The 12,564-nt window shown below is 64.7% G+C and carries 14 protein-coding genes; 10 read left to right on the forward strand and 4 right to left on the reverse strand.

Going from position 1 to position 12,564, the window contains the following annotated elements; all coding sequences use genetic code 11:
• Nucleotides 1-5: 5 nt before the first annotated feature.
• Genes QYM46_RS14565 through QYM46_RS14575 form a run of 3 tightly spaced genes read right to left on the reverse strand, consistent with a single transcriptional unit; the run spans nt 6 to nt 3,269 of the window.
• Nucleotides 6-518, reverse strand: coding sequence for a GtrA family protein (locus QYM46_RS14565; RefSeq protein ID WP_432789524.1), 513 nt, complete (start codon nt 516-518; stop codon nt 6-8).
• Nucleotides 519-531: 13 nt separating this feature from the next.
• On the reverse strand, nt 532-2,178 hold the full coding sequence (locus tag QYM46_RS14570; RefSeq protein WP_432789525.1) for a hypothetical protein: 1,647 nt from the start codon (nt 2,176-2,178) through the stop codon (nt 532-534).
• Nucleotides 2,175-3,269 carry a glycosyltransferase gene (locus tag QYM46_RS14575; protein ID WP_432789526.1) on the reverse strand — a complete coding sequence of 365 codons (1,095 nt, stop codon included), beginning with the start codon at nt 3,267-3,269 and terminating at the stop codon, nt 2,175-2,177. The genes QYM46_RS14570 and QYM46_RS14575 overlap by 4 nt, the downstream gene beginning before the upstream one ends.
• 456 nt (nt 3,270-3,725) lie before the next feature.
• Between QYM46_RS14575 and QYM46_RS14580 the strand changes: the two genes are divergently transcribed.
• The 6 genes from QYM46_RS14580 (at nt 3,726) to QYM46_RS14605 (ending at nt 8,914) form a co-directional block, all read left to right on the forward strand.
• A complete protein-coding gene (locus tag QYM46_RS14580) occupies nt 3,726-4,694 on the forward strand; it encodes a methionine ABC transporter ATP-binding protein (protein WP_432789527.1) in 969 nt (322 codons plus the stop codon).
• Nucleotides 4,694-5,368, forward strand: coding sequence for a methionine ABC transporter permease (locus tag QYM46_RS14585; RefSeq protein WP_432789528.1), 675 nt, complete (start codon nt 4,694-4,696; stop codon nt 5,366-5,368). Before QYM46_RS14580 ends, QYM46_RS14585 begins: the two co-directional genes overlap by 1 nt.
• A gap of 183 nt (nt 5,369-5,551) precedes the next feature.
• Complete coding sequence (locus QYM46_RS14590; protein WP_432789529.1) at nt 5,552-6,388, forward strand: MetQ/NlpA family ABC transporter substrate-binding protein; 837 nt, start codon at nt 5,552-5,554, stop codon at nt 6,386-6,388.
• Between the two features lie 158 nt (nt 6,389-6,546).
• Entirely contained in the window at nt 6,547-7,128 is a 582-nt protein-coding gene (locus tag QYM46_RS14595) for a DUF6069 family protein (RefSeq protein WP_432789530.1), read from the forward strand.
• 20 nt (nt 7,129-7,148) lie between these two features.
• Nucleotides 7,149-8,276, forward strand: coding sequence for a sensor histidine kinase (locus QYM46_RS14600; protein ID WP_432789531.1), 1,128 nt, complete (start codon nt 7,149-7,151; stop codon nt 8,274-8,276).
• Nucleotides 8,273-8,914 (forward strand): response regulator transcription factor, encoded by a 642-nt coding sequence (locus QYM46_RS14605; protein WP_432789532.1) that lies wholly within the window; start codon nt 8,273-8,275, stop codon nt 8,912-8,914. The genes QYM46_RS14600 and QYM46_RS14605 overlap by 4 nt, the downstream gene beginning before the upstream one ends.
• A gap of 67 nt (nt 8,915-8,981) precedes the next feature.
• Here the strand turns inward: QYM46_RS14605 and QYM46_RS14610 are convergent, their stop codons facing one another.
• Nucleotides 8,982-9,767, reverse strand: coding sequence for an SDR family NAD(P)-dependent oxidoreductase (locus tag QYM46_RS14610; RefSeq protein WP_432789533.1), 786 nt, complete (start codon nt 9,765-9,767; stop codon nt 8,982-8,984).
• A gap of 103 nt (nt 9,768-9,870) precedes the next feature.
• Here QYM46_RS14610 and QYM46_RS14615 point away from each other — a divergent pair, with 103 nt between their 5' ends.
• From QYM46_RS14615 to QYM46_RS14630, 4 genes are all read left to right on the forward strand, one after another.
• Entirely contained in the window at nt 9,871-10,389 is a 519-nt protein-coding gene (locus QYM46_RS14615) for a MarR family winged helix-turn-helix transcriptional regulator (protein WP_169253001.1), read from the forward strand.
• A gap of 127 nt (nt 10,390-10,516) precedes the next feature.
• Nucleotides 10,517-11,293, forward strand: coding sequence for an NAD(P)-binding domain-containing protein (locus tag QYM46_RS14620; RefSeq protein WP_432789534.1), 777 nt, complete (start codon nt 10,517-10,519; stop codon nt 11,291-11,293).
• 125 nt (nt 11,294-11,418) lie between these two features.
• A complete protein-coding gene (locus QYM46_RS14625; RefSeq protein ID WP_169253003.1) occupies nt 11,419-11,886 on the forward strand; it encodes an SRPBCC family protein in 468 nt (155 codons plus the stop codon).
• 73 nt (nt 11,887-11,959) lie between these two features.
• A complete protein-coding gene (locus tag QYM46_RS14630) occupies nt 11,960-12,520 on the forward strand; it encodes an antibiotic biosynthesis monooxygenase (RefSeq protein ID WP_432789535.1) in 561 nt (186 codons plus the stop codon).
• Nucleotides 12,521-12,564 lie beyond the last annotated feature (44 nt).

Below are 12,564 nucleotides of genomic sequence, written 5' to 3' on the forward strand. Positions count from 1 at the left end.
GGCGTTCAGCCGCGGTCGTCGGGGACTCGGCTCGATTCCTCCATCGGCACGACCACCTCGGTGTCGGGGTTTTCGTCCTTGAACACCCACGTGCGGTAGGCGTAGAACCGGAAGACCATCGCCAATCCGATGCCGATGACGTTCGTCGAGATGTTGTAGCTGAGCTGGTCGCGCATATCGAGCAGATACCAGGTCACGCCGAGTGGGATGACGGTGATGATCATGCCGGCGAGGTTGACCGCGACGAACAGGACGACGCCGCGCATGTTCGAGCTCGTGGTCCGGTCGCCGTAGGTCCAGAGCTTGTTGCCGAGCCACACGACGACCATCGCGAGGATCGTCGAGATGATCTTCGACTTGATCGGGCTGCCCTCGAGCAGAGCCGGGATCGGCCCGAGTCCGTAGGCCAGCAGGTTCGACAGGCCGACGTCGACGATATAGCCGAGCCCGCCGACGGTGAGGAACTTGAAGGCTTCCACCGCCAGGCGCCGGAGACGGACCGAGAATGACTCTTTCATAACTGCACTCAGTCTATGGCCCGATCTTTCGGACTCGCTGGATGCGGAGCTGGGCGAGCCAGAGGACGAACGCGACGGTGACGGCCAGCGCCGGCCAGAACGTGTACCGGAAATGATTGGCCGGCACGGTCGGGAAATACCCGACGATGTAGCACAGCGCCGAGGTGGCCAGGACCGTGATCTCGGGCCAGAACGTCGGCGTGTGGCTCAGTTTCGACCCCGCTGAAGGGCGCACGGAGGGTCCCGATCCCGTTGCCGATGCCGTTGCCTTTGCCGTTGCCGATCCCGTTGCCGGCACTGTCACGTCCCGCCGACGTGCGCGAACGGCCAGTCCCACCAGCACAGCGGCGACGAGGGTCCAGAACCAGGGTTTGAAGAGCATCGGGAATGTTCCCAGGGCGAAGTCCTCGACATACGGGCGGAAGATGTAGTCAGCCTTGACGCTCCCTGCGGGCAAGCCTGCCTTCTGCGCATCACCGTCCCAGTCGGCCTCCCAGTATTCGAGCTTCGAGGTGAAGAAGTAATAGGAGTAGACCGATGTCCGATACTCGAGGTAGCTGACCGGATGAGTGACGACTTCGCTCAACCACAGCGACTTCAGCTCATCCTGGTAGGCAAGAGGACTGAATGCCTTCCCAGTCGTGCCTCGGCCGTAGCAGTTCCAATAGGCATCCCAGATCACGCCTTTGTCGAGGCATGTGTCCCGGGCCGAACTGATGTGGTCTTTGAGCTCTCTTGGTGCGTCAGACGACTGCAGTCGAGATTCCGGCACAGAGAACATCACATCGTCGAGGAAGATCTGCGAGATCTGTCCGGACTTCTCGACGCCGACCTGTGAGCCGATGAGGACATCGGTGATCTTTGCGCCCCCGCCGATGAGCACAAGCACGACCAGAGACAGCGTTGCCGTGAGAAGAACCGGGCGACTGCGCATTTCGGAACGCCCCCGGGCTGACGCACGATGTCTTCGCCACCGGCCGAACAGGCACCAGCCGCCGTAGACCGCGATCGGCACCACGGCGAAAACCGCGTTCTTCCGCACACCCACCGCGTAGACGAACAGTGCGAGCGCAGGCAGCCAGAAGATCCATGCCTTCGGAACAAAACGGGTGATGACGGTGAACACCACGGCCAACAGGAGTGACACTGCCATCTGCGTGTCCTTCCACAAGGTCGTCATCTGCGACACGACCCACGGGGCAGCCATTATGGTCGGCCCCAGCAGAGACACCCACCTCGGTGCCCCGGCTCGATGCACGAACACACCGAGCAGCCAAGCCGCTGCGGCCAGCAGCACGACCTGGAGGACGAGCAGGCTTCCCACGTCGCCTGTGATCTCGATCAACCCGCGCCACACCACGCTCATCACCGGAGGATGCCAGTCGGAGACAGGGTGCTTCCCAGTCGCCTGCAGATACTGCTCACCGATGTCGACGTTGACCCGTCCGGGTGAGAACAGCCGGATGAATACCAGCGACCAGACCAAGGCCAGCACAGCCAGCAGGATGTCCCAGGCGAGCGCGGACGACAGGATTGCACGCAGGCGAACGGCGAATCCAGTTCTGTCCGAGTTGCCGGAGTGGTCCGCAGATCCGCCGATAGGTCCTTCGGATCGTTCGGAAAGGATGGAGCGAGTGGATTTCGACTTCGGTTCAGTCATGAAGCCAGTCGCGTCCGCACCTGCTCGTCGGTTCGCACCTGCGCGTCTTGGCGCGCCGCTTCAGGGGAGGGGTCGACCGCCCCTGTCCCGGCCGCCTCGACGAACGGGTCGCCTCCCGTGCGAGTCTTCCCCGAGCTCTGCCGTTCGGTGACGGGTCGACCGGTCACGGCGGGCAGGCTGAGGTAGACCAAGCGGGAGGTCTCCCGCCTGGCTCGGCGCAGACCGTCCAAGGTCAGGCCGACGCTGCCGAGGAGGAAGGCCAGTCCCATGAGCGCGGCAGCGAGGATCGCGGTCGGGAACCGGGGCACGAGACCGGTCTGCCAGAACTCCCAGATCACGGGCAGGCCGAAGACCAGCGACAGGGCCGCGAGCAACACGGTGAGGCTGCCGTAGAACAGGCGGGGTCGTTCGTGCCTCACGAGGGCGGAGATCAGACCGAGGATGCGGAACCCGTCCTTGACGGTCGAGAGCTTCGACTCGCTCCCGTCGGGTCGGTCGCGGAAGTCCACGGCCACCTCGGTGGTGGGTAGGCGCAGGGACATCGTGTGCACGGTCAGCTCGGTTTCGATCTCGAACCGGCGACTGATCGCGGGGAACGATTTGACGAAGCGGCGGGAGAACACGCGGTAGCCCGAGAGCATGTCGGAGACCTCGGATCCGAAGAGCCACCCGGTCAGCCGGTTGAACATCTGGTTCCCCGCCTCGTGGCCGGGACGGTACGACGTGGTCTCCTGATTGTCCTGGCGAACTCCGAGCACATGATCGTACGGGCCGGAGATCAGGGTGTCGATCATCTCGGGCAGGTGGGCCGCCTCGTAGGTGTCGTCGCCGTCGATCATCACGTAGATGTCGGCGTCGATGTCGGCGAAGGCGCGGCGGACGACGTTGCCCTTGCCCGGCACGTTCTCCCTGCGGACGACGGCTCCCGCCTCGACGGCACGCTGCGAAGTGCGATCGCTCGAGCAGTTGTCGTAGACGTAGACCGTGATGCCGGGAACGGCGGCCTTGAGGTCGCCGACGACCTTGGCGACGGTGATCTCCTCGTTGTGGCAGGGAACGATCGCCGCGATCCTGCTCGATTCTTCGTGCATGCTCATCCCATCGTCGCGTGAGCACCGGCGGGCCCGACCCGGTGCGCAGATCTGTCGATTCCACCGGTCTACGCCCCCGACATGGACTGCGGGTTACGGACCGGGAAATAACAACGCACCTTCCCCTGCACATGATCCGACAACGCGGATACCGCCTCCGCCGGCCGCGCTGCTGCATGGCCGCCGCACCTCATCCCGCGGTCGAGGATCCCACGCCACGTGGCCGCCTCACCTCGCCCCGCGGGCGAGGTCCCTACGTCACGTGGCCGCCTCGGCGAGTATGTGCTTGGTCACGATCGCCCGGTTATACGTCGATTTATGACATCCGCCTGTGAGGATCCTCTGATTGCTTGTCATCCTGAATCGTCGGCCCTACTGGACCGTAGACCGGCCCATCCCCAATTCCTGCCGTCCACCACCGTGCGCGGCACTGACCAACCACACGAGGAGGCGCCTGTGATCGAACTGCGCGCACTGCGCAAGGTGTTCGGAGGCACCGTCGCCCTGGAGGAGATCGACCTCTCGGTCCCCGCCGGAGAGATCCACGGAATCGTCGGCCGCTCCGGCGCCGGCAAGTCCACCCTCATCCGCTGCCTGACCGGGCTCGAGTCCCCCACCTCCGGGACGGTGTCGATCGACGGCGTCGACCTCACGAACCAGTCCGGTGCCGGTCTGCGCGAGGCCCGCCGCAGCATCGGCATGGTCTTCCAGCACGTCAACCTCCTCGACTCGAGCACGGCACTGAAGAACGTCGCCCACCCGCTCAAGATTGCCGGAGTGCCGAAGGCCGAACGTCTGGCCAAGGCGCGTGAACTCCTCGATTTCGTCGGCCTCGGCGACCGCGTCGACAACTATCCCTCTCAGCTCTCGGGAGGACAGAAGCAGCGCGTCGGCATCGCCCGCGCCCTGGCTGCCGAGCCGAAGGTGCTGCTGTGCGATGAGCCCACCTCGGCGCTGGATTCGACGACGACGGAGCAGATCCTCGGTCTCATCCGCTCGCTGCGCGACCGACTGGGCATCACCGTCCTCATCATCACCCACGAGATGTCCGTCATCCGCGAGATCTGCGACTCCGTGACGCTGCTCGCCGACGGCCGCGTGGCCAGGACCGGGAAACTCGCCGAGGTCATCGCCGAGCCCGGGTCGGTGCTTGCCAAGGATCTCGTCCCCCTGCCTCCGGTCAGCCTCGATGACGGGGCGAGCCGCCTCGTCGAGGTGTCCCTGGCCGGCACGGACCTGCCGACCGTGCTCACCGCCGCGCGGAACGCCGGAGCGAGCGCCGAGGCGATCCTCGCCGGAGCCGTGGAGACCATCGACGGTCGCCAGGTCGGCCGGCTGCGCTTCTCCGTCGACTCGGCCGACCAGGCGAAAGAGCTGATCAGCGCCCTGCAAGCCGATGGAATCTATGCGGAGGAGGCTGCCTGATGAACGATCCCACATGGTTCGACAACCCGGCGATCACCGATCAGATGTGGCCGGCCACCATCGAGACTCTGCTCATGACCGCATGGTCGACCGGCCTGGCCGTGCTCCTCGGTCTGCCCTTGGGCATCTGGCTGTTCACCGCCTCGAAGGGCGGGCTGAACTCGAACCCGGTCGTCTACCGGGTGCTGTCCTTCATCGTCGACATCACGCGCTCGATCCCCTTCATCATCCTCATCATCGCGCTCATCCCCTTCGCCCGATTCGTCGTCGGCTCGGCGCTGGGCTGGCAGGCGACCGTGGTGTCGCTGACCATCGGCGCGATCCCCTTCTACGCCCGTCTCGTCGAGAACTCGCTGCGCGAGGTCTCCGAGGGCAAGATCGAAGCCGCCCTGATGATGGGCGCATCGAACGGCCAGGTCATCCGTCAGGTCTACGTTCCCGAGGCTCTGCCCGGGCTGATCGGGGCCGCCACGGTCACCTCGGTGACGTTGGTGTCCTACACCGCGATGGCCGGTGCCGTGGGCGGCGGCGGTCTGGGTGCGCTGGCGATCTCCTACGGCTATCAGCGCTACCAGGCGGACACGATGATCGCCTGCATCATCGTCCTCGTCCTCATCGTCACGCTCATCCAATTCGTCGGCGATCGATTGGCCCGCGCGGTCGACCACCGGTGAGCCGCCTCGGCGAGGTCGCTCACGTCCGCCCCAGCGACGGCTCCGCCCGGCGCGAGGGCGGAGCACCGAGTTAAGTGGGCTCAGATTGTCCGAATCGACGACGAATGCGGGCAATCTGACCCCACTTAACGGCCACCACTGCCCATCCCACTGCACATCACTCAACACACATCAAGGAGAACTATGAAGACCAAACTCATTGCGATCGCGGCCAGCGCCACTCTGCTGCTGTCGGGCTGCGGACTTGTCGGCGGCGGCACCGATTCCGTCGGTGAGAAGGACGGCGACATCACGAAGCTCACCGTGGGTGCGACCCCGGTTCCGCAGGGCGACATCCTGCGCTACGTGGACGAGAACCTCGCCGAGGATGCCGGCCTCGACATCGAGGTCACCGAATACACGGACTACACGCTGCCGAACAAGGCGCTCAACGACGGCGACATCGACGCGAACTACTTCCAGCACAAGCCGTACCTCGACTCCGAGGTCGAAGGCCAGGGCTACGAGATCACCGGCTTTGAGCCGATCAACCTCGAGCCCTTCGCACTGTTCTCGAAGGACATCAAGGACGTCAAGGACATTCCGAAGAACGCAAAGATCGGCATCAACAACGACCCGTCGAACCAGGGTCGGGCGCTGAAGATGCTCGAAGGCGCGAAGCTCATCACCCTCAAGGACGGCGTGGACGCGGTCGACGCGAAGCTCTCCGACGTCGAGGACAACCCGAAGAACATCAAGTTCGTCGAAGCCGATGCCGCGCAGCTGGCTCGCACCCTCGAAGACGTCGACGCCTCTGTCATCAACGGCAACAACGCCCTCGAAGCCGGACTGAGCCCGGCCAAGGACGGCATCCTGTTGGAGAAGGCCGAGAACAACCCGTACGGCAACTTCCTCGCTGTGCGCACGGAGAACAAGGGCGACGAGAACATCAAGAAGCTCGACGAGCTGCTCCACTCCCCCGAAGTGAAGAAGTTCATCGAGGACAAGTGGGCAGACGGCTCCGTCCTCCCCAGCTTCTGACCCCAATTACTACCCGACGGCGGCCCAGCAACCTCGCGCGAGGTTGCTGGGACGCCGTCACGTAGTTCTGGAGGGGGTTTGTGTGTCAGGACATTTGTCACTTCGCAGTCGGGATCGCACTCCCTACAGCGCCGCCTCGGGCCTCGGTAGCGTCGACGGTGTCAGAAACCAACGACACGTCGAACGAGGAGGCGGACGTGATGAACCGTCGCACCGAACAGGCATCAGCACCACCGTCCACTGTTGCCCCCATTCAGGGCGCCGGGCACGAACCACCGGCCGAGCCGATTGCGACTCCCCTGCGGAGTCCTGCTCTCAGCGCTGCCGCCGTGACCCTCACCGCGGTCTCCGCTGCACTGGCAGTGTGGGTGTTTGCCGTACCGGTCGCCGGCGTCACTCTGACCGCCGGCGGCCTCACAGTCTCCCTTACTGCTGTTGCGCTCGTGTCCCTCGGCAGCGGGTGTGCAGCCAGCCTGTCCTACCTCATCATGAGAGGCTTTCGCGGCGGAGCGGTCATGTGGACCGTCATCGCCTGTGCTGTCCTCGTCCTGTCCCTCGCAGGTCCGCTGCTGTCAGGAGCCAGGGACTCGGCGCTGGTCACACTGGAGCTGATGCATCTGGCCGTCGGCGTCACGATGATCGTCGGCCTGCGGCGCTTCGTCTCGCGCAGCATGAGCCGCGCCTTCGACCACGACGTCGCAGCAACTGATTCGGCCTCGTCTGCGGCGGGTTCCGAGTAATGTACGAATCGGAGGCGACAATGACGAAGCAATCCATTTCGACCGACTGCGACGACGAAGTCACACGGTGGGTCGCCCGAACCCGCGGGCCGGGGTTCGCGCTGATCTGGCTGCCGGTCCTCATGCTGTCCCCGATACTGACAGCTGTTCTCGACGGCAAGGCCGTGATACTCGCGGTCCATCTGGCGATCACCGCCCTCTATGTCATCACGGTCGTCATCGCCCACCGCGGCCTGCCGCAGCGAGTGGGAGAACTCTGCACGATCGGGCTCATGGCACTCGTCGTCGTCCAATTCTTCCTGTCGCCCGGAGGTCAAGGCTTCCTCTATCCGCTGCTCGCCATCGCAGCGGCAACCGCGATCCGCCTTCGCGCCGCACTCGGCATCGTGACGGGCCTGGCCATCAGCGGCTCCTTCGCTGAAGGGTTCGCCACGATGTCGCTCAGCAATGCGCTGCAGTTCGGCTTCGCCACCGTCATGGCCGGCGCCAGCACCTACCTGATCCGCTGTCTCACCGGCACGATCGACGACCTGCGCGCCACCCGACGCCGTTTGGCCGGGCTTGCGGTCGTCGAGGAACGCCAGCGCTTCTCCAGAGATCTCCATGACCTGCTCGGCCACACTCTCTCGGTGATCGTGGTCAAGGCCGAGGCCATTCGTCGCCTCGCCGACAGTGATCCCGCAGTCGCCGCCAAGCATGCGCAGGAGATCGAAGGCATCGGGCGCACAGCCCTGGCCGATGTCCGCCAGGCGGTCGCCGGGTACCGGCAGATGCGCTTTGCCGACGAGCTGTCCCACGCCGTCGAAACCCTTGAGGACGCCGGGGTCGAAGTCGAGACGACGACTCCGCTGCCGCACCTCGATGGTCCCACCGACACCCTCTTCGCCTGGGCTGTCCGGGAGGCGGCGACGAACATTCTCCGTCACGCCCACGCATCCCACTGCACGATGAAGATCTCTGTCGACGAGTCAGCTGCAGCACTCGAAATCACCGACGACGGCCACGGGATGGGCTCGAATCCGACCGGCTCGGGCCTGATCGGGGTGCGAGAGAGGGCAGAACGTCTGGGCGGTCACGTGCATACACGCTCGGGCCCGCGCGGCTTCACGCTCAGCGTCCACGCACCGAGCACAGAGGAATCGGAATGATCAGGATCGCCGTCATCGAGGACCAAGCTCTCATGCGCTCGGCTCTCATCAGTCTGCTCGACCTCGAAGACGACATCACCGTCGTCGGTGAGGCAGCACGCGGCGACGAAGTCTCCGAACTGGTCCGCAGACTCAAGCCGGATGTCGTTCTCCTCGACATCGATCTGCCGGGGATGAACGGACTCGAAGCTCTCGAAGAGCTCAACCATGAGACCGACGGCACCACATCAACCGCTGACGATACTGACGCGATCGGCTCCTCAGTCATCATCGTCACGACCTTCGGTCGAGCGGGATACCTGAGGCGTGCGATGGACGCAGGCGCACGGGGCTTCCTCGTCAAAGATGATCCGGTCGAGACGCTCGCCGGGTCGATTCGGCGGGTCGCACAGGGGGAGATGGTCATCGACCCGCTGTTGGCGGCCCAGGCACTGAGCTCAGGAGAGAACCCGCTCACGGACCGGGAGAGCCAGGTACTCCGCGCAACTGATGACGGGGTCCCCATCGTCGACGCGGCCGAGGCTCTGCATCTGTCTCCGAGCACCGTCCGCAACTACCTGTCGAGCGCGATCGGCAAGCTCGGGGCCCGCAATCGCGCCGAAGCGATACGAAACGCCCGCCGCGAGGGGTGGATGTGACGCTCAACCCCGCGCACCGCAGCCGCCGCCGAGGCTGGGCTCGACGGGACGACCGGCGCTGCCCCACTCAGACCATACTTGGCAGCACCCCACCGTCTGCGCGCAGGGCCGCACCGTTCGTCGCCGAAGACAGCGGGCTGGCCAGATAGCCCACCAAGCTGGCGATCTCGCCCGGGTCGATGAAGCGCTGCAGCAGCGAGGACTCCCGCACCAGTGAGTCCCGCAGATCATCGACGGACATCGATTGTGCGGCGGCGATCTGTTCGACCACGGCGGCGACCCCGTCCGAATACGTTGGTCCGCCGAGCACGGTGTTCACGGTCACCGCGGTGCCACGGGTGAGTTTCGCCAGACCGTTGCTCAGCGCCAGAGCCGCGGCCTTCGTCACCCCGTAGTGGATCATGTCCGCGGGCACGTCGATGGCCGATTCCGTGCCGATGAAGATGATGCGGCCCCACCCGTCCGCAAGCATCCGCGGAAGCAGTCGTCTGGACAGGCGAACCGCGCCCATGAGGATGATCTCGAAACAGCGCGTCCACTCGGCATCGTCGATCTCGGCAAACGTCGCTACGTCGAAGAGACCGACGTTGTTGATGAGGATATCCACGTCGCCGAGGCGGTCGAGCAGCTGGTCGACCTGCCCGACGACACCGAAGTCCGCCGCGATTCCCCTCGCCGAGGCGGCCGGGTTGTCGTCTCGCAGACGTGCAACAGCCGCGTTGACGCTGTCCTCGTTGCGTCCGTTGATGATGACCGTCGCACCTTCGTACGAGCACAGGGTGGCGATCGCGTACCCGATCCCCTGTGTCGAGCCCGAGATGAAGACGGTTTTGCCCGCCAGTTGAAGGTCCATGTGATTCCCGCCTTTATCTATCGAAACCGTTTTCACTTGCTCAGGAAAGTCAACACTAGATCGATTGAGTTTCTCAGGCAAGTAATCCACTAGACTGCACTGCATGAACAGTCCTGCGAGCAGCGCCACAGAACGAAACCCTCAAGACTCCGATACGCCCACCTTCACGGCGGACGAACTCGAGATCTGGTCGTCGGTCGCGACCTTGCTGGAGTGGCTTCCGGCCGCACTCGATGCGCAGATGCAACGCGATTCGCAGATCAGCCACTTCGAGTACGGGATCCTCTTCGCACTCTCCCAGGCAGCAGAAAAGACTTTGGCGATGAAAGAACTCGCCGGCTTCGCGAACAGCACACTCTCCCGACTGTCGAGGGCAGTCGGCCGACTGGAGCGCCAGGGATGGGTGACTCGACGCCCGGACCCCGGCGACGGGCGTACGACAATCGCTTCCCTCACCGACTCCGGTCTCGCAACAATGCGTGCGGCCGCTCCGGAGCACGTTGCCTTCGTGCGACGCGTCGTCTTCGAGTCTCTGACCCCGGCTCAGGCTCGCGCACTGGGCAGGGCCAGTCGGCGTATCACCTCCGCGATCAGGGAGGATGGCGGCTGGCGACCGCAGTGACCTTCAGTCGTCGAACACCTCGGTCCCGAATTCAGACCTCTGCCCTGCCGGCACGATTCGATGACACAATGCGATAAGACGGATACCCCCGCCCCCGGCTCAGAGTGAGTCACTCAAGGAGGAGAACATGACACGCATCGGTTTCATCGGAGTCGGAGAGATCGCCTCGGCGATGGTCGAAGGTCTTGCGCACAGCGAGACGAATGCCAACTTCCGATTCTTCCTCTCCCCACGCAATGCCGAGCGTGCACAGAACCTTGCCGAGTCAATCGAGTCCGTCACGATCTGTCAGAGCAACCAGGACGTCGTCGACCGCAGCGACCTCATCGTCCTCGCGGTGCTGCCGCAGCAGTCGGAGAGCGTGCTCGACGAACTCGACATCCCAGCCGAGAAAACCCTGGTCAGCGCGGTAGCCGGAGTCCCGACCGAGGCCCTCGAGGCACATCTTCCGCACTCCCCGACCATCGTGCGGATCATTCCTCTGCCCGCTGTCCGCGAGCGCAAGGGAGTCACCGCCATGTACCCGGCCAACGAGGCGGTCGAGGATCTGCTCGACCGCCTCGGCGGGTCGGTGACAGCCGCGGACGAGACGATGTTCTCCACACTTTCGGCGGTGACTGCGACGATGTCGACACATTTCGCATTCCTGCAGACGATCACCGCGTGGCTCATCGACCGCGGCTGGGACCGGGCCGACGCCGATCATTTCATCCGCGGTCAGTTCGTCGGCCTCGGCACCACGCTCGCCGAGACGACCGAGTCCATCAACGACCTCGTCGCCGCCCACGAAACCCCGGGCGGTCTCAATGAGATGCTCAACAACGAATGGATGGACGAGGCCAACCGCGCCGCTCTCGCGTCCTCCCTCGACCGGGTGTTCGCCCGCGTCACCGCAGCAGACTGACACAGCCGGGGCGGTCCTCCGACCGGCCGGTATCTGAGCGGGCAGTCTCCGACCGGCCGGATATCTGGCTCACGACCGACGGGGAGGCCGCTCGTCCGACTCTGCGGATCGTTAGAATGATCGGCATGACCGAGTCTCTCACCTTCGCAGATTCCATCTCCATCAACGCTGACCCGGCGACGGTCTACCGAACCGTTGCGGACGTGACCCGAACCGGAGAATGGTCTCCGGTCTGCCGCGAATGCTGGTGGGACGACGGCGATGGCCCGCGGCCGGGAGCCTGGTTCACCGGCCGCAACGTCACCCCTGACCGCGAATGGGAGACCCGCAGCCAGGTCGTCGTCGCCGACGAGGGACGGGCGTTCGGGTGGAGCGTGGGACCCGGCCGAGTCAACTGGACTTACAGCATGCAGGAAACCGAGGAAGGCACGCGGCTCACCGAATCGTGGGAGTTTCTGCCTGCGGGGCAGGAATTCTTCGCAGAGAAGTACGGTGCGCGTGCGACCGAGGAGATCGCTGCACGCGCCGCTTCCGCGCGGACCGGCATTCCCGAGACTCTCGCAGCGATCAAACAGGTCATCGAACGCCCCTAGGGCATCTGCAAGGGCATTCGCAGTGAGCATCTGCGGGACATGAGGCCCGAGGTGATCCCTTAGGATTCTCACTATGTCTCAGCACTCTGCCGTCACTGTCTCGATCGCCCGAACCGTCCGCCCCGACAACCACCGGCGCTTCAACGCCTGGGTGCAGGCGGGCCAGGAGCTGGCCCGCGAACGCGACGGATATCTGGGGTCGGGGTGGGTGCGAACCTCGCCGGACTCGAACGAATGGCACGTGCTCTACCGGTTCTCCGATGAGAAGTCGCTGCGGGCCTGGGACGAGTCCGCGGACCGTCGGTGGTGGATCGAAAGCGCGGCTGAGATCGTCGAGACCACCCGAGTGGAGCATCGAACCGGCATCGAGGGCTGGTTCGAACCACACGGGGAGGAGTCCGTCACCATCCCGGAGACGGTCGTCCCGCCGAGGTGGAAACAGGCCGTGAGCATCTTCCTGCCGTTCTTCCCGCTCAGTCTTCTCTCGACGTTCCTCCTCATGCCTCACCTGGAGAGCTGGCCGAAGGTCCTCGCCGTGCTCCTCAACATCTGCATTCTCACACCGCTGATGACCTACATCTTCCTGCCGGTGAGCACGCGGCTGCTGCGCCCCTGGCTGCAGCGACCCCGCTGACACCACCGCACCCCCAATTACTACCCGACGGCGGCTCAGCAACC

The organism is Brevibacterium sp. K11IcPPYGO002, from assembly GCF_050920635.1.
GTDB lineage: Bacteria > Actinomycetota > Actinomycetes > Actinomycetales > Brevibacteriaceae > Brevibacterium.

Excerpts from the sequence above, each read along its gene's own strand:
- QYM46_RS14565 (WP_432789524.1), bottom strand. The coding sequence starts at position 518 with ATGAAAGAGTCATTCTCGGTCCGTCTCCGGCGCCTGGCGGTGGAAGCC.
- QYM46_RS14570 (WP_432789525.1), bottom strand. The coding sequence starts at position 2,178 with ATGACTGAACCGAAGTCGAAATCCACTCGCTCCATCCTTTCCGAACGA.
- QYM46_RS14575 (WP_432789526.1), bottom strand. The coding sequence starts at position 3,269 with ATGCACGAAGAATCGAGCAGGATCGCGGCGATCGTTCCCTGCCACAAC.
- QYM46_RS14585 (WP_432789528.1), top strand. The coding sequence starts at position 4,694 with ATGAACGATCCCACATGGTTCGACAACCCGGCGATCACCGATCAGATG.
- QYM46_RS14590 (WP_432789529.1), top strand. The coding sequence starts at position 5,552 with ATGAAGACCAAACTCATTGCGATCGCGGCCAGCGCCACTCTGCTGCTG.
- QYM46_RS14600 (WP_432789531.1), top strand. The coding sequence starts at position 7,149 with ATGACGAAGCAATCCATTTCGACCGACTGCGACGACGAAGTCACACGG.
- QYM46_RS14605 (WP_432789532.1), top strand. The coding sequence starts at position 8,273 with ATGATCAGGATCGCCGTCATCGAGGACCAAGCTCTCATGCGCTCGGCT.
- QYM46_RS14610 (WP_432789533.1), bottom strand. The coding sequence starts at position 9,767 with ATGGACCTTCAACTGGCGGGCAAAACCGTCTTCATCTCGGGCTCGACA.
- QYM46_RS14615 (WP_169253001.1), top strand. The coding sequence starts at position 9,871 with ATGAACAGTCCTGCGAGCAGCGCCACAGAACGAAACCCTCAAGACTCC.
- QYM46_RS14620 (WP_432789534.1), top strand. The coding sequence starts at position 10,517 with ATGACACGCATCGGTTTCATCGGAGTCGGAGAGATCGCCTCGGCGATG.
- QYM46_RS14625 (WP_169253003.1), top strand. The coding sequence starts at position 11,419 with ATGACCGAGTCTCTCACCTTCGCAGATTCCATCTCCATCAACGCTGAC.
- QYM46_RS14630 (WP_432789535.1), top strand. The coding sequence starts at position 11,960 with ATGTCTCAGCACTCTGCCGTCACTGTCTCGATCGCCCGAACCGTCCGC.